This is a genomic window from Pseudomonas sp. MF6767 (assembly GCF_016405475.1).
Taxonomy (GTDB): domain Bacteria; phylum Pseudomonadota; class Gammaproteobacteria; order Pseudomonadales; family Pseudomonadaceae; genus Aquipseudomonas; species Aquipseudomonas paracarnis.
Window position 1 is genome coordinate 303,261 of the sequence record NZ_JAEKCY010000005.1, and the last position, 17,130, is coordinate 320,390.

14 protein-coding genes are annotated in these 17,130 nt (G+C 59.7%); all 14 read left to right on the forward strand.

All coding sequences use genetic code 11. The features are described 5' to 3' along the window. Window positions 1-9: 9 nt before the first annotated feature. The 14 genes from flgK to fliG all read left to right on the forward strand — a co-directional run bounded on the left by flgK (window position 10) and on the right by fliG (window position 17,121). Window positions 10-2,055, forward strand: coding sequence for a flagellar hook-associated protein FlgK (gene flgK, locus JFT58_RS11655; protein WP_034126776.1), 2,046 nt, complete (start codon window positions 10-12; stop codon window positions 2,053-2,055). 14 nt (window positions 2,056-2,069) lie between these two features. Further along, a complete protein-coding gene (locus JFT58_RS11660; RefSeq protein WP_054898648.1) occupies window positions 2,070-3,674 on the forward strand; it encodes a flagellar hook-associated protein 3 in 1,605 nt (534 codons plus the stop codon). A gap of 276 nt (window positions 3,675-3,950) precedes the next feature. Continuing rightward, window positions 3,951-4,880: a ketoacyl-ACP synthase III gene (locus JFT58_RS11665; protein WP_054898647.1), complete on the forward strand. Its 930-nt coding sequence runs from the start codon at window positions 3,951-3,953 to the stop codon at window positions 4,878-4,880. A 398-nt stretch (window positions 4,881-5,278) separates the two neighbouring features. Then, a complete protein-coding gene (locus JFT58_RS11670) occupies window positions 5,279-6,748 on the forward strand; it encodes a flagellin N-terminal helical domain-containing protein (RefSeq protein ID WP_054898646.1) in 1,470 nt (489 codons plus the stop codon). Between the two features lie 74 nt (window positions 6,749-6,822). After that, window positions 6,823-7,173, forward strand: coding sequence for a flagellar protein FlaG (locus JFT58_RS11675; RefSeq protein WP_054898645.1), 351 nt, complete (start codon window positions 6,823-6,825; stop codon window positions 7,171-7,173). An 80-nt stretch (window positions 7,174-7,253) separates the two neighbouring features. After that, window positions 7,254-8,645: a flagellar filament capping protein FliD gene (fliD, locus tag JFT58_RS11680; RefSeq protein ID WP_054898644.1), complete on the forward strand. Its 1,392-nt coding sequence runs from the start codon at window positions 7,254-7,256 to the stop codon at window positions 8,643-8,645. A 139-nt stretch (window positions 8,646-8,784) separates the two neighbouring features. Then, window positions 8,785-9,189 (forward strand): flagellar export chaperone FliS, encoded by a 405-nt coding sequence (fliS, locus tag JFT58_RS11685; protein ID WP_054898643.1) that lies wholly within the window; start codon window positions 8,785-8,787, stop codon window positions 9,187-9,189. Window positions 9,190-9,214: 25 nt separating this feature from the next. After that, entirely contained in the window at window positions 9,215-9,511 is a 297-nt protein-coding gene (locus JFT58_RS11690; RefSeq protein WP_034126783.1) for a flagellar protein FliT, read from the forward strand. A gap of 169 nt (window positions 9,512-9,680) precedes the next feature. Next, on the forward strand, window positions 9,681-11,153 hold the full coding sequence (locus tag JFT58_RS11695) for a sigma-54 dependent transcriptional regulator (protein ID WP_034126784.1): 1,473 nt from the start codon (window positions 9,681-9,683) through the stop codon (window positions 11,151-11,153). Between the two features lie 110 nt (window positions 11,154-11,263). Continuing rightward, complete coding sequence (locus JFT58_RS11700) at window positions 11,264-12,475, forward strand: sensor histidine kinase (RefSeq protein ID WP_054898642.1); 1,212 nt, start codon at window positions 11,264-11,266, stop codon at window positions 12,473-12,475. Window positions 12,476-12,482: 7 nt separating this feature from the next. Next, a complete protein-coding gene (locus tag JFT58_RS11705; protein ID WP_032897832.1) occupies window positions 12,483-13,859 on the forward strand; it encodes a sigma-54-dependent transcriptional regulator in 1,377 nt (458 codons plus the stop codon). 131 nt (window positions 13,860-13,990) lie between these two features. Beyond that, complete coding sequence (gene fliE / locus JFT58_RS11710; protein ID WP_003192959.1) at window positions 13,991-14,320, forward strand: flagellar hook-basal body complex protein FliE; 330 nt, start codon at window positions 13,991-13,993, stop codon at window positions 14,318-14,320. Window positions 14,321-14,336: 16 nt separating this feature from the next. Then, window positions 14,337-16,112: a flagellar basal-body MS-ring/collar protein FliF gene (fliF, locus tag JFT58_RS11715; protein ID WP_014719351.1), complete on the forward strand. Its 1,776-nt coding sequence runs from the start codon at window positions 14,337-14,339 to the stop codon at window positions 16,110-16,112. After that, complete coding sequence (fliG, locus tag JFT58_RS11720; protein ID WP_003192957.1) at window positions 16,105-17,121, forward strand: flagellar motor switch protein FliG; 1,017 nt, start codon at window positions 16,105-16,107, stop codon at window positions 17,119-17,121. The genes fliF and fliG overlap by 8 nt, the downstream gene beginning before the upstream one ends. Window positions 17,122-17,130 lie beyond the last annotated feature (9 nt).

Consider the following 17,130-nt stretch of genomic DNA (forward strand, 5'->3'; position numbering starts at 1 on the left):
GTCTGAACCATGAGTTTGCTCAGTATCGGGATGTCAGGGCTCAATGCCGCTCAAGGATCGTTGTCGGTCTTGAGTAATAACATCGCCAACGCCAACACCTCGGGTTATTCGCGCCAGCAGACCACGCAAAATGCGAGTGCCAACAACCCCTACGGCGGTGTGTACATTGGCAGCGGCACCACGCTGGCGGATGTGCGTCGGGTCTATAACGAGTTCCTGGATGCGGCCTACCAGAACAGCACGGCGCTCAATAACGATGCCAAGGCTTATTCCAGCCAGGCCAGCGCCATCGACAAGACCTTGTCGGACAAGACAACCGGCATGTCTTCGGTGCTCAGCGCGTTTTTTGCCGCTGTGCAGACCTCCGCGGCCAACCCCAGCGACGTGTCTGCCCGGCAAGTGCTGCTGACCAGCGCCCAGACCCTGAGTAACCGTTTCAACGCCATCTCCAGCCAATTGACTCAACAGAAAGAGTCGATCAATGGCCAGTTGAGCACCATGAGTGACCAGGTCAACCAGTTGACCTCCTCGATTGCTTCGCTCAACAAGCAGATCACCCAGGCACAGGGCTCAAGCAACAGCGCCCCGGCCAACCTGCTGGATGCCCGTAACGAGGCGGTGCGCTCGCTCAATGAACTGGTGGGTGTGACCACCAGTGAACAGAATGGTGTGTTCAGCGTCAGCACCGGCACGGGCCAATCCCTGGTATTGGGCGACCGGTCCAACACCCTCTCGGCAGTGCCGAGCGCTAGCGACCCAAGCCAGTACACCATTGCGCTCAATGCTGGCGGCGGTACGGCGATCGACCTGGGCAACGTGCTCAGTGGGGGCAGCATCGGCGGCCTGTTGCGTTATCGCAGTGATGCCCTGATGCCGGCCATCAATGACCTGGGGCGTATTGCCCTGGCGACAGCCGATACCATCAACAGCCAACTGGGGCAGGGCCTGGACTTGAACGGTGACTTCGGCTCATCGCTGTTCAAGGACATCAACAGCGCGGCGGCCATTGCCCAGCGCAGTCAGGGCGCGCTGGGCAACAGCACGGGCTCCGGCAATTTGAATGTGACCATTGCGGACACCAGCAAGCTGTCGACCTACGACTATAAAGTGACCTTTACCAGCGGCAACAACTACACGGTGGTGCGCTCCGACGGCAAGGCCATGGGCGCGTTCGACACCAATACCGCGCCGCCGCCGGTGATCGATGGCTTCACCCTGGCGTTGGATGGCAAGGGGCCGATGGCGGCGGGCGATAGCTTCAAAGTCAGCCCTACCGCCAGCGGTGCGACCAACATCGGCACGACTTTGACGGACGCCAATAAAATCGCGTTCGCCGGGCCATTGCTGGGCGAGGGCAGCAAGACCAACCAGGGTACCGGCACTTTTACACCGCCGACCCTGACCCTGCCTATCGATATTCATGGTGGCGCCGATACCGCGCAACTGCGTACCGGCATTGAGCACTCGATGCCTGTGAAGATGGTATTCGGCAAGCCGGCCGCCGACGGCACCCAGGGCTACACGCTCAACGATGCCCAGGGCAACCCGATTGGCACCGGTACCATCGTGCCGGGCCAAGGCAACAAAATCACGGTCGATGTACCGATGCGGGATGCCAACGGCACGCTACTGGTGCCGGCCAAAAGTTTCAAGTTCGATACCACGGTCGCCGGGTCGCCCGCCGCTGGCGACAGCACCACGTTTTCCTTCAACGCCTCGGGCAAGTCGGATAACCGTAACGCCCAGGCGTTGCTCGACCTGCAAACCAAAGCCACCGTCGGCCTGTCCGATGGCAGTGGCGGCGGAGTGAGCCTGGTGGCGGCCAACAGTCGCCTGGTGTCGACCGTCGGGGCCAAGGCCGCGTCGGCCAATACCGACACCACGGCCACGGGCGCCTTGCTCAAGGCCAACCAGGATGCGCGCAACTCCGTGTCCCAGGTCAACCTCGATGAAGAGGCGGGCGACATGATCAAATTCCAGCAGTACTACACCGCCTCGTCGCAGATCATCAAGGCTGCGCAAGAAACCTTCAGCACGCTGATCAATAGTCTTTAAGGGAGTCTGGGACGATGCGTATTTCCACTGCACAGTATTTTGAAACCAGTGCCTCCAAGTACACGGACAACTATTCCAGCGTGGTGAAGGCCCAGGAGCAGGCCAGTTCCGGTGTGCGCGTGCAGACCGCAGCGGATGACCCGGTGGCGGCGGCGAGGTTGTTGTTGCTGCAACAGCAGAAGGACATGCTCGGGCAGTTCAACGGCAATATCACCAGTTTGAAGAACTCGTTGACCAACGAGGAAAGCGTATTGGGGGCAATCAACGAGGCGCTGCAGGCGGCCAGTACCTTGGCCATTGAAGCGGGCGGTTCGCGCAGCGATGCCGACCGCAAGTCGATTGCCGGCCAGATCGGTGCGCTTGAAGACCAGGTGCTGGGCTTGCTTAACAGCAAGGATTCCTCGGGCAACTATCTGTTTTCCGGCTCCAAGACCTCGACGCCGCCCTATAGCCGTAACAGCGACGGCACCTACACCTATCAGGGTGATGAAACGCCGCTGAGCCTGCAGGTTTCCGATTCCCTGAGAGTCAGTGCCGGTGACACCGGCAAGAGCATCATGGACGGTGCCGTTAACTCGGGCCGCACCCAGGCGACCTGGATCGCACCTGCAATCGTGCCGCCGGCGACGGCGCCAGTGCCCAATGATCATAAAGTCTCAGTGTCGGCCGGCCTGGTGACTTCAGGCTCGGATTACACGAATAAATTCGCCGATGGCGAGCCTTACAAGCTGACCTTTACCAGCAGCACTCAGTACAAGGTCTCCGACAAGAACGGCAACGACATCACGTCGGAAATCCCTGGCAACGGCACCTTTGATTCCACCAAGGAAGGCGGCTCCACCGTGAGCCTGCGCGGCGTGAATTTTGATATTGCGGTGGATCTCAAGGATATGGCGACGGGGCCGGACGCCGATGCGCTGGTCAAGGACCGTTCGTTCAGCCTGGCCGCCAAGCCCGACACCTTCAGTGTTTCGCGCACGCCCAGTAATACCTCCACTGCGCAGCTGACGAATGCGCAGGTGAGCAACCCGGCCACCTATGCCAGTACGTTCCCGGCTAACAGCGGGGCGGTGATCAAGTTCACCAGTGGTACGGCGTATGAAGTCTATGCCCAGCCCTACAGTGCCGACAGCAAAGCGATCGCCACCGGCGACACCGGTGGCGGTACGACCGTGACGGCAGCAGGCGTCACCTTTGATGTCAGCGGCACACCGCAAGCCGGCGATCAGTTTGCGGTCGCTGCCAGCACGGCCAAGACCCAGAACGCGCTGGATACCCTGAGCCAACTTCGCAAGGCGCTGGAGCAACCGGCCGACGGCAACCCGGCGGCGATGGTCAAGCTCAAGGATGCGCTCGACGCCTCCATCAGTAATTTTGCCAATTCACGTGCCCAGGTCGACAACGTGCGCGGTTCCATCGGGGCCCGCGAAGCCGCGCTGGATATCCAGTCGGCGGAAAACATCAGTATCGGTACCGCAAACAAAAGCACCATGAGCGACCTGGCGAACATTGACATGGGCGAGGCGGCGATCAACCTCACGTTGCAGCAAACCATGTTGCAGGCCTCGCAACTGGCGTTCGTTAAAATCTCCCAGCTGAACCTGTTCAGTCGCATGTAATCGTCGCAATGAACAACGGCCTCCCCTGGCGACAGGGGAGGCCGTTGTCGTTTCTGGCCTGGAAATGTTGCCGGTTTTTGCACAAAGCGCGCAAAATTGAGTGACCTGTGAGTCATAAAGCGCATCTTCACTGTATCGTGTGAAAAGGATAAGTCGTCACAGGGCCTTTATCGGGCGGCTTTCAGCGAGATTTTCATGGGGTTATCCCCTTTATTGTCAGCACTCCCGGCGTAGTCCGAGGGGTGTTCTCCAGCTATTTAGTATTGGGAAGCCACAATGATTGGCATAAAAAGCATCGCCAGTTACGTGCCGGCAGACGGGATCGATAACTACGCCCAGGGTGCCAAATTCGCCAAGGATGAAGAGTTCATCATCGGCAAGATCGGTTCGGCGTTCCTGCCGCGCAAGGAAGCTGCACAGGAGACTTCCGACCTGTGCGTCGAAGCAGTCAATGCATTGTTTGCCAACAACCCGGATTTGAAGCGCGAGTCCATCGACGCGCTGATCGTCGTCACCCAGAACGGCGATGAAGAGGGCTTGCCCCACACCGCCGCCATCGTCCAGGACAAATTGGGCCTGCCGACTCACGTTGCAGCTTTCGATATCTCCCTGGGCTGCTCCGGCTACGTGTACGGCATCTACGCGATGAAAGGCTTCATGGAAGCCGCCGGCCTGAAAAACGGCCTGCTGATCACCGCCGACCCGTATTCCAAGATCGTCGACCCGGAAGACCGCAACACCACCATGCTGTTCGGTGATGCCGCCACCGCCACCTGGATGGGCGAGGACGCGCCGTGGTTGCTGGGCAAATCCAAGTTCGGTACCGACGGTTCCGGCGCGCCGCACTTGAAGGTCAGCGATGGTGTGTTCTTCATGAACGGCCGCCAGGTGTTCAACTTCGCCTTGCTCAAGGTGCCGGCACACTTGCACGAACTGCTCAATGAGTCGGACCTCAAGGCAGATGACATTGATGCGTTCTGCATCCACCAGGGCAGCGCGGCCATCGTCGACGCCGTGGCGCGCCGCTTTGAAGAAGCGCCGGTGGACAAGTTCATCAAGGACATGGTCGAGACCGGCAATACTGTGTCATCGAGCATTCCGTTGCTGCTGGAAAAGCACGTGATGGACGCCGCCTGGAAGCGCGTGGCAATCAGCGGTTTTGGTGTGGGGCTGTCGTGGGGCTCGGCGATTCTCTATCGTCCGTGATGCTTTAGCGGCTTCATGAAAAACGCCGATGATCGAATGATCATCGGCGTTTTTTTTGCGCCCCCTTTTAGGAGCGAGCTTGCTCGCGAAGAACCTGAGGGCGCCGCGTGCATTCTGAATGCCTGCGTCATCGTTAACGTTCTTCGCGAGCAAGCTCGCTCCTACCAGGGGGGGGCGTCTTGAAGGCGAAGTTTTGGCGCCAGTAACCCGTGATTACTGGCGTTTCACGCCTCTATAAGCCGTTGAAATACAAGGGCTGGCACAGGGCTAGTAAAAAAAATCAAAAAAACCCTCAAGCAACCGGCTACCACGACGATAACTATTACGTAGGTTCTCAGGCCACACCCGGCGGTTGCCAGGGCCGGAAGCCGCAGTATCCATCCAACGAGGATTTCGTCATGGCTTTAACAGTAAACACCAACATTGCTTCCATCACGACTCAGGGCAACCTGAACAAAGCTGGCGGCGCCCTGGCCACTTCCATGCAGCGCCTGTCTTCCGGCCTGCGTATCAACAGCGCTAAAGACGACGCTGCCGGCCTGCAGATCGCTAACCGCCTGACCAGCCAAATCAACGGCCTGGGCCAAGCTGTAAAAAACGTGAACGACGGCATCTCCATCGCTCAGACCGCTGAAGGCGCGATGCAGGCTTCGACCGACATCCTGCAAAAAATGCGTACCCTGGCCCTGTCCTCGGCTACCGGCTCCCTGAGCGCCGACGACCGTAAGTCGAACAACGACGAATACCAGGCCCTGACTTCGGAACTGACCCGTATCTCGCAAACCACTACTTTCGGTGGCCAGAAGCTGCTGGACGGTTCGTACGGTACCAAGGCTATCCAGGTTGGCGCCAACGCCAACGAAACTATCAACCTGAGCCTGGAAAACGTTGCGGCTAACAACATTGGTTCGCAGCAGATCAAAAGTGTAGCGATCACGCCTTCGGCTACCGGTATTGGCAGCGCAACTGGCGATATCACTATCACCGGTAACGGCCAAGTGAGCAGCCCGATTACTGTTCCGGTCGGCGCTTCGGCACAAAGCATCGCCAGCAAAATGAACGGCGCAATTGGCGGCTTGACTGCCACTGCAAGCACCGAAGTTCAGCTCGATGTTGATGCTGCTGCGTTTGCAGGTGCTACTCCTGCCGCTGCAGCGACTTTTTCGATGACCGTCAATGGTCAGACTGTCACCATGACTGGTGTAACAAGCCAGGCTGGCTTGGCTGATCAGCTGAAGTCCAACGCCGCCAAGTTGGGTATCAGTGTCAACTTTGACGAAGCCAAGAAGACGCTTTCGGTCAAGTCCGACACCGGTGAGAACATCGAGTTTGGTGCTGTCGCAGCTGGTGCTGCCAGTGCTGGCGCGATCACCATTAAGGCCAAGGATGGTTCTGGTGCCTTCGCTGCCACCGGCACTGCTCTGTCTGATACCACTGCGATGATTGCCACCGGCCAAGTATCGCTCGATTCCTCCAAGGGTTACTCCTTGTCGGGCACTGGTGTTGGCGGTCTGTTCGGTGCGGCTGCGGCCACCACTGCGGCTTCCACCAAAACCACCATCGCCAATACTGACGTGACCAGCGCTGATATGGCTCAAAACGCTCTGTCGGTTATCGACAAGGCCATCGGCACCATCGACAGCGTTCGTTCGGGTCTGGGTGCTACCCAGAACCGTCTGACTACCACTGCAGACAACCTGCAGAACATTCAGAAGAACTCCACCGCTGCACGTTCCACCGTTCAGGACGTCGACTTCGCTTCCGAAACCGCCGAACTGACCAAGCAACAAACCCTGCAGTCGGCTTCCACCGCGATCCTGTCGCAGGCTAACCAACTGCCATCCGCTGTACTGAAACTGCTTCAGTAATCAGCGCGCTTGGTAACTAACGGAAGGGCGCGTTTACGTGCCCTTCCGTTTTTTCGGTTTAGAGGAGATTGGACATGGACATGAGTGTAAAGCTGAACCAGTCTTATCCGCCGGTTGCCCCTCAAGGCGCGCCTCCCAAGGTGACCGCCGATCAAAGCAGCAGCAAGCCCCAGGAAGTGGCGGCAACAGGCAAAGAGCCTGAGCGCGCGGACCTGGAAAAAGCAGTAACCGATATTCGCGAATTCGTCCAGGCTGCCCAGCGCAGCCTGGATTTTTCCATTGACGATTCGACCCATCGGGTCGTGGTCAAGGTCATTGCCACCGACAGCGGTGAAGTGATCCGTCAGATTCCGTCGGAAACGGCGTTGAAACTGGCACAGAACCTTTCCAGCGCAAGCAACGTGTTGTTTGACGACAAGGTGTGAGCTGGCATGAAATTTGTTGCTGTCAGGTCTTGAGGTGTAATAAGTCAAGATAACGGCAGCCACCGAACAGGAGATAGATGATGGCGGGTTCAACGGTAAGTGGTATCGGTTCGAACATCGATACGCAAGCGATCGTGAAGTCCTTGGTGGACGCCGAAAAGGTGCCCAAGCAGACGCAGATCAATACCGCGTCCCAGAAGGCGACCACCACGCTGTCTTCGATCGGCAAGATTCAGGCGGCGTTGGATGCGTTTCGTAGTGCGTTAGACTCCATGACCAAAGACAGTAGTTTCACTGGTTTGACCGGCTCGTCCTCGGATGAAAAAACGGCGACCATGACTGCCAATAATACGGCTTCGAACGGCAGCTTCCGACTGATCGTTGACCAGTTGGCCCAGGCTTCCAAATTATCCAGCAAGAACTTCTCTGGCGGCACCTCTGCCGTGGTGAACGCTACGGATAAGCCGACCACCTTGACCATCTCTCAATCGGGCAAGGATTACAGCGTCAATGTTCCAGCCGGCGCGACCTTGCAGCAGGTGCGGGATTCGATCAATACCCAGTTTGGTACTTCCGGGCTGAGTGCCAACATCCAGACCGACTCCAATGGTTCCCGATTGATCCTGACCTCTACCACCATGGGTACCGGTTCCGACCTTACGCTTTCTGGCACCTCCGGCCTGGATGTGGGTTCAACGGTCGTCGATCTGCCCAAGGATGCGCTGTACAGCATTGATGGTGTTGCGTCTGTGTCCAAGACCAACAGTATTGAGGGAGCGCTCAGTGGTGTGAACATCAAGCTGGTGGCGCCTTCGACTTACAAGACGGGCACCTCTGGCGATAAAAACGCTACGCTGATCACCGTCAGTACCAACAACACGGCGCTCAAGTCCGGGGTCAAAGGCTTCGTTGATACCTACAATGCTTTGATCACCGCAATGAATGCCGAAACCAAGGTCACCAAGAATCTTGATGGCAGCACGACGGCTGCGGCATTGACCGGTGACTCGACCATGCGTTCGCTCCAGGCGGCGATCCGCAATGAATTCAACACGCTTTCGGGGACTGGTACTTTCAAGTCGTTGGCTCAATTTGGCGTGAGCACAAGCTCTACCACCGGCTTGCTGACAATCGATGACAAAAAGTGGGACGCTGCCGTCAAGACCAATGCAGCCGATATCAACAGTATGTTCACCGGCAAAGACGGCATGTTGGCACGCATGAAAAGTGCAACAGATGATTTTGCCAAAGCTACTACCGGGGTTCTGGCAACGCGTTCTACCTCGTTGACCGATAGCCTCAAGGACATCGCAAAGCAGCAGGAAACCCTGAACGAGCGCATGGAACTGCTGACCAACAGCCTCTCCGCCAAATACAACGCCATGGACACCCTGGTTGCCCAACTGCGCCAGCAAAGCACCAGCGTCATGACCACGCTCAATGCCTTGAACAACCCTAAAACCAATAACTGATCGCCACTCACGCAAAAGGCCAGGCAACCTGCCTGGCCTTTTCGTACCGAAAGACGACCGGTGTTAAAGCTTTTTGCGGCCCAGTCGACATATTGGTTACTAGAATCCTTTTCGCTGTCGCCTGTCACGAGGTAGAAACATGAACCCCATGCGAGCCCTTCGCCAATACCAGAAGGTCAATTCCCACGCACAGATCTCCGAAGCCAGCCCGCATCGCCTGGTGCAGATGCTGATGGAAGGCGGCCTGGATCGCATGTCCCAGGCCAAGGGCGCCCTGGCGCGTGGTGACATCGCACAGAAGGGTTTGATGCTCGGCAAGGCCATCGACATCGTTATCGGGCTGCGCGATGGCCTGGATGCTGAAAAGAGTGATAACCCGGCTTATGTTCAGCAGTTGGAAAGCCTTTATGTGTACATGACCAACCGGTTAATGGAGGCTAACCAACAAAACGACGCCGAGATCATCGACGAAGTCGCTCGCTTGATGATTACCGTAAAAGAAGGCTGGGATGCTATCGGCGCGCCACAAGGCGCAGCAGAATAAGGCCACGGGCCTTGAGGAACTCGTCATGAGCCACGCACTGCAACGCATTGATGAAACCCGTGAAGCCCTGGTCGACGCGCTGGCTGCGCGCAACTGGGATGCCATCAGCGAGCTCGACCTGGGCTGCCGCAGTGTGATCGATCAGGTGCTCAGCGAAGCGCCGGTGGATGAGGATGCGCTGCGTGGAAAGCTGGAAAGCCTGTTGGCGGTTTACCAGCAGTTGCTTGAGGTGACGACCGGCGAGCGCCAGGCGATTTTCGAAGAGATGTCGCAGATCAACCAAGCGAAAAATGCGTCAAAGGTTTACCATCTGTTCGGTTGAAAGGGCGCAGTTAATCCGAACGGCGCGTCATATATTTGACTATGTCATCATTTTTGACTTAACTAGTGCTGTTTTCAGATTTCAGACGTCTAGAAGGTAAGAAATCTTACAGACGTCTTGATTGCCCTCATTCCGGGGCAGGAAGTTTTACTAGGGAAGTTGCTATTGCATGTGGCGTGAAACCAAAATTCTGCTGATCGATGACGATAGCGTCCGCCGCCGCGATTTAGCGGTGATTTTAAATTTTCTCGGTGAAGAAAATTTGCCCTGCGGCAGCCACGATTGGCAGCAGGCGGTCAGCTCGTTGTCGTCGAGCCGTGAAGTCATTTGTGTATTGATCGGGACGGTAAACGCTCCTGGCGCAGTTCTGGGCCTGTTAAAGACACTGTCTACCTGGGATGAGTTCCTTCCGGTGTTGCTAATGGGCGATATTTCTTCCGTGGACCTGCCGGAAGACCAGCGCCGCCGCGTGCTATCCAACCTGGAAATGCCGCCCAGCTACAGCAAATTGCTCGATTCCCTGCACCGTGCCCAGGTCTATCGCGAGATGTACGACCAGGCCCGCGAGCGCGGCCGTCACCGTGAACCCAACCTGTTCCGCAGCCTGGTCGGCACCAGCCGCGCCATCCAGCACGTGCGCCAGATGATGCAGCAAGTGGCCGATACCGACGCCAGCGTGCTGATCCTCGGCGAGTCGGGCACCGGCAAGGAAGTGGTCGCGCGCAACCTGCACTATCACTCCAAGCGTCGCGACGGGCCCTTTGTGCCGGTCAACTGCGGGGCGATCCCGGCAGAGCTGCTGGAAAGCGAATTGTTCGGCCACGAGAAGGGCGCCTTTACCGGGGCGATCACCAGCCGTGCCGGGCGCTTTGAGCTGGCCAATGGCGGCACACTGTTCCTCGACGAAATCGGCGACATGCCGTTGCCGATGCAGGTCAAGCTGCTGCGCGTATTGCAGGAACGCACCTTCGAGCGCGTGGGCAGCAACAAGACCCAGAGCGTGGACGTGCGCATCATTGCCGCCACCCACAAGAACCTCGAAAGCATGATCGAGGTCGGCAGCTTCCGCGAAGACCTGTACTACCGCCTCAACGTATTCCCTATCGAGATGGCCCCGCTGCGCGAGCGCGTGGAAGACATCCCGTTGCTGATGAACGAACTGATCTCGCGCATGGAGCACGAGAAGCGCGGCTCCATTCGTTTCAACTCCGCGGCAATCATGTCCCTGTGCCGCCACGGCTGGCCGGGCAACGTCCGCGAGCTGGCCAACCTGGTGGAGCGCATGGCGATCATGCATCCGTACGGGGTGATCGGCGTGGTCGAGTTGCCGAAGAAATTCCGCTACGTCGACGACGAGGACGAGCAGATGGACAGCCTGCGCAGCGACATGGAAGAGCGCGTGGCAATCAACGGCCATACTCCAGACTTCGGCGCTAGCGCGATGTTGCCGCCCGAAGGCCTGGATCTCAAGGACTACCTCGGCAACCTGGAACAAGGCCTGATCCAACAGGCGCTGGACGATGCCAACGGCATCGTCGCCCGTGCCGCCGAGCGCCTGCGTATCCGTCGCACCACCCTGGTGGAGAAGATGCGCAAGTACGGGATGAGCCGCAAAGAAGGTGATGAACAGGCGGATGATTGACGCCTGTTTTTCAACTACTTGATTTATAGGTAGATTTTTTTCGGCACGGGTATTGCTACAGCCCTCGCAACGTTCCGTTTAACTGACGGTCAGCCAAGCGAGAGAGCATCATGCCCCACGCCGCCCAACTATCTTCGGCCCCTGCCATCCAGGGGCTGGTTTCGCCTGTAGAACCGCCGACCCGCCAGGGCCTGGAGCACGCGCTCTCGCAGTTCAACCAGATGTCGAACCAGCTGACCGACTCCTACAGCCTGCTTGAGGCCCGGGTTTCCGAGCTTAAAGGCGAACTGGCGGTCGTCAGCGCCCAGCGAATGCAGGAGCTGGCCGAGAAAGAACGCCTGGCCAACCGTCTGCAAAACCTGCTGGACCTGTTGCCCGGTGGCGTGATCGTCATCGACGACCAAGGCCGCGTTCGCGAAGCCAACCCGGCGGCCTGCGACCTGCTTGGCTTGCCGCTGGAAGGCGAGCTGTGGCGTGAAGTCATCACCCGCTGTTTCGCCCCCCGTGAAGACGACGGCCACGAAGTCTCCCTCAAGGACGGGCGCCGGCTGTCCATTGCGACCCGTTCCCTGGACGCCGAGCCGGGCCAGCTTGTGCTGCTCAATGACCTGACAGAAACCCGGCACTTGCAAGATCAGTTGGCTCGCCATGAGCGGCTGTCGTCCCTGGGGCGGATGGTCGCTTCCTTGGCGCATCAGATTCGTACGCCGTTGTCGGCGGCATTGATCTACGCCAGCCATTTGACTGACGAGCAATTACCAGCGGCCACCCACCAACGCTTTGCCGGGCGCCTCAAGGAGCGCCTGCATGAGTTGGAACACCAAGTACGTGACATGCTGGTATTTGCCCGCGGCGAACTGCCGCTGACCGATCGCGTTACCCCTGCCGGTTTGATGCAGTCGCTGCAAGCGGCAGCGGCGACCCATGTGCAGGAGGCCAACCTGCGCTGGCAGTGCGACAGCCACCAGGGCGAATTGCTGTGCAACCGCGACACCCTGGTGGGCGCGCTGCTCAACCTGATCGAAAACGCTACCCAGGCCAGTGGCCCCGGGGCGCGCCTGAAAGTGCACCTGTATAGCCGCGGACAAACCCTGCGCCTGTGCGTCAGCGACAGCGGCAGCGGTATCGCCCCGCAGGTGCTGCAGCGCCTGGGCGAGCCGTTTTTTACCACCAAGACCAACGGCACTGGCCTGGGCCTGACCGTGGTCAAGGCAGTGGCCCGTGCCCATCAGGGACAATTGCAGCTGCGTTCGCGCCTGGGGCGTGGCACCTGTGCATTGATGACCTTGCCGCTGTTTTCCAGCGCGGCAAGCGCGGAGTAAGAGGATGATGGCTATCAAGGTTTTATTGGTGGAAGACGATCGCGCCCTGCGTGAAGCATTGGCTGACACGCTGCTGTTGGCGGGCCATGACTACCGTGCGGTCGGCTCTGCCGAGGAAGCCTTGGAGGCGGTCGAGCAGGAAACCTTCAGCCTGGTGGTCAGCGACGTCAACATGCCCGGCATGGACGGCCACCAGTTGCTCGGCCTGCTGCGGGTGCGCCAGCCGCAACTGCCGGTGCTGCTGATGACCGCCCATGGCGCGGTGGAGCGGGCGGTGGATGCCATGCGTCAGGGCGCGGCGGATTACCTGGTCAAGCCGTTCGAACCCAAGGCGTTGATCGAACTGGTCGCCCGGCATGCCCTGGGCGTGATGCCCGCAGCCGACGGCGATGGCCCGATTGCCTTTGAGCCGGCCAGCGCGCAATTGCTGGAACTGGCAGCGCGGGTGGCGCGCAGTGATTCCACTGTGCTGATTTCCGGCGAGTCCGGCACCGGTAAAGAAGTGCTGGCGCGTTATATCCACCAGCAATCGGGCCGTGCCAAACAACCGTTCATTGCGATCAACTGCGCGGCGATCCCCGACAACATGCTGGAAGCCACCTTGTTTGGCCATGAAAAGGGCTCGTTCACCGGCGCCATCGCGGCCCAGGCCGGCAAGTTCGAACAAGCCGACGGCGGCACCATTCTGCTCGACGAAATCTCGGAAATGCCCCTGGGCCTGCAAGCCAAGTTGCTGCGGGTATTGCAGGAGCGTGAAGTGGAGCGCGTGGGCGCACGCAAGCCGATCCAGCTGGATATCCGCGTGGTCGCCACCACCAACCGCGACCTGGCGGGTGAAGTGGCGGCGGGGCGCTTCCGTGAAGACCTGTTCTACCGGTTGTCGGTGTTCCCGCTGGCCTGGCGCCCATTGCGTGAGCGCCCGGCGGATATCATTCCCCTGGCCGAGCGCCTGCTGAACAACCACGTCAAAAAAATGAAGCATGCCCAGGCGCGTTTATCGCCCGAGGCCCAGGCGTGCCTGGTCAGTTACCCATGGCCGGGCAACGTGCGCGAGCTGGACAACGCGATCCAGCGTGCGCTGATTTTGCAGCAGGGCGGTTTGATCCAGCCCCAGGATTTCTGCCTGGCCATGGGCAATGGCGCTGCGCCGTTGCCGAGCCTGGCCCCGGCTCCAGTGGTCGCCGAGGCGGAATCAGCCGGTGCCCTGGGCGATGACCTGCGCCGCCGTGAATTCCAGATGATCATCGACACCCTGCGCGCCGAGCGTGGCCGCCGCAAAGAAGCGGCCGAACGCCTGGGCATCAGCCCGCGCACCTTGCGCTACAAGCTGGCGCAGATGCGCGACGCCGGTATGGATGTGGAAGCGTATCTTTTCGCCACATGACCGGTAACAAGTTCGACAAGCTTTGTCGCCTTTTCTTACGAGTTGTCACAGAGCTGGCACCCTTGTTGCTACCACCCCTAGTAACCGCTGCGTAGTGTCAAAAAATTGCGGGTCGTCGGAGAGAGAAGGTCATGAGCCAGGGTATTGAGTTCAATCGGTTGATGTTGGATATGCGCGCCATGCAAATGGACGCCATGGCTCAACCGAAATCCGTCGCGCCAGCGCCGGAATTGGGCCAAAGCAATTTTGCCGACATGCTCGGTCAGGCAATCAATAAAGTCAGCGATACCCAGCAGGCGTCCAGCCAGTTGGCGACGGCCTTCGAGATCGGTAAAAGCGGCGTGGACCTCACCGATGTGATGGTCGCCTCGCAAAAGGCCAGTGTGTCCTTCCAGGCCTTGACCCAAGTGCGTAACAAGCTGGTTCAGGCGTATCAAGACATCATGCAGATGCCGGTTTAAGGACGAGATTTAAGTCATGGCTGAAGCAGTCTCCGACAACCTCCCCGCCAAGGCCGACGGCAAACCGCCGTTGTTTGGCCTGTCGTTCCTGGAAAACCTCTCGGAAATGACCATGCTGCGTCAGGTGGGCCTGATGGTGGGCCTGGCCGCCAGCGTGGCGATTGGTTTTGCCGTGGTGCTGTGGTCGCAGCAACCCGATTACCGCCCCCTGTACGGCAGCCTGTCGGGCATGGATTCCAAGCAGATCATGGAAACCCTCGCCGCCGCCGACATCGCCTACACCGTGGAGCCCAACTCGGGCGCCTTGCTGGTCAAGGCCGATGACGTGGCTCGAGCGCGGATGAAACTGGCCGCCGCTGGCGTGGCGCCGTCCGACAGCAACATTGGTTTTGAAATCCTCGACAAGGACCAGGGTCTGGGCACCAGCCAGTTCATGGAAGCCACCCGCTATCGTCGTGGCCTGGAAGGCGAACTGGCGCGCACCATTTCCAGCCTCAATAACGTCAAGGCCGCCCGTGTGCACCTGGCGATTCCGAAAAGCTCGGTGTTCGTGCGTGACGAACGCAAGCCCAGCGCCTCGGTCTTGGTCGAGCTGTTTGCTGGCCGCTCCCTGGAGCCTGGCCAGGTACTGGCGATCGTCAACCTGGTGGCAACCAGTGTTCCCGAATTGAGCAAGTCGCAAATCACCGTGGTGGACCAGAAGGGCAACCTGCTGTCCGACATGGCCGAAAACTCCGCGCTGACCCAGGCCGGCAAGCAGTTCGACTACAGCCGCCGCATGGAAAGCATGCTCACCCAGCGCGTGCATAACATCCTGCAACCGGTACTGGGCAACGACCGCTACAAGGCTGAAGTGTCGGCCGACGTGGACTTCAGCGCCGTCGAGTCCACCTCCGAACAGTTCAACCCGGACCAGCCGGCCCTGCGCAGCGAGCAGTCCACCAGCGAACAACGCACCGCCAGCAATGGCCCCCAAGGTGTGCCAGGCGCCCTGAGCAACCAGCCACCCGCGCCGGCCTCGGCACCGCAAACCACCGGTGGCGCCGCCGCCACGGCTGGCGCGATCCAGCCTGGCCAGCCGCTGTTGGACGCCAACGGCCAGCAGATCATGGACCCGGCCACCGGCCAGCCGATGCTTGCGCCATACCCTGCGGACAAGCGTAACCAGTCCACCAAGAACTTCGAACTCGACCGTTCCATCAGCCACACCAAGCAGCAGCAGGGCAAGATCAATCGCCTGTCGGTGTCGGTGGTGGTCGATGACCAGGTCAAGGTCAACCCTGCGGACGGCGCGGTGACCCGTGCGCCGTGGACGGCTGACGAACTGGCGCGCTTCACCCGCCTGGTGCAGGACGCCGTTGGCTTCGACGCCAGCCGTGGCGACAGCGTCAGCGTGATCAACATGCCGTTCTCCGCCGAGCGCGGTGAAGTGATCGCTGACCCGGCGTTCTACACCCAGCCGTGGTTCTGGGACATCGTCAAGCAAGTGCTGGGGGTGCTGTTCATCCTGGTGTTGGTGTTCGGCGTATTGCGCCCGGTGCTCAACAACATCACCGGCGGCGGCAAGAAGCAACTGGCGCTGGCCGGTGGTGACGTCGAGTTGGGTGGCATGGGCGGCCTGGACGGCGAACTGGCCAACGACCGCGTCAGCCTCGGCGGCCCGCAAAGCATCCTGTTGCCAAGCCCGAGCGAAGGCTATGACGCTCAGTTGAACGCAATCAAGAGTCTGGTGGCAGAAGACCCGGGCCGTGTGGCTCAGGTCGTGAAAGAGTGGATTAACGCAGATGAATGATCGAGCCGCTGTGGCCAAGCTGTCCCGGGTCGACAAAGCCGCCGTGCTGCTGCTGTCCCTGGGTGAAACCGACGCTGCCCAAGTGCTGCGCCACATGGGCCCCAAAGAGGTCCAGCGAGTGGGCGTGGCCATGGCGCAGATGCGCAATGTGCACCGCGAGCAAGTCGAGCAGGTGATGAGCGAGTTCGTCGAGATCGTCGGCGACCAGACCAGCCTGGGCGTCGGCTCCGACAGCTACATTCGCAAGATGCTCACCTCGGCCCTGGGCGAAGACAAGGCCAACGGCCTGATCGACCGCATCCTGCTGGGTGGCAACACCAGCGGCCTGGATAGCCTCAAGTGGATGGAACCGCGGGCAGTGGCCGACGTGATCCGCTACGAGCACCCGCAGATTCAGGCGATCGTCGTGGCCTACCTCGACCCGGACCAGGCCGGCGAAGTGCTCGGCCACTTCGACCATAAAGTGCGCCTGGACATCATCCTGCGTGTGTCGTCGCTCAACACTGTGCAACCGGCGGCGCTCAAGGAACTCAACACCATTCTGGAGAAGCAGTTCTCCGGCAATTCCAACGCCTCGCGCACCACCCTGGGTGGCATCAAGCGCGCAGCCGACATCATGAACTTCCTCGACAGCTCGGTCGAAGGCCAGTTGATGGACTCGATCCGCGAGATCGACGACACCCTGTCCGGCCAGATCGAAGACCTGATGTTCGTGTTCAACAACCTGGCCGATGTCGACGACCGCGGCATCCAGGCGCTGCTGCGCGAAGTGTCCTCGGACGTGCTGGTGCTGGCGCTCAAGGGCTCGGACGAGAACGTCAAAGAAAAGATCTTCAAGAACATGTCCAAGCGTGCGTCCGAATTGCTTCGCGACGACCTGGAAGCCAAGGGCCCGGTGCGCGTCAGCGACGTGGAAACCGCCCAGAAAGAAATCCTCACCATTGCCCGCCGTATGGCCGAAGCCGGAGAAATCGTTCTCGGCGGGAAGGGCGGCGAAGAAATGATCTAAGGCGCCTTG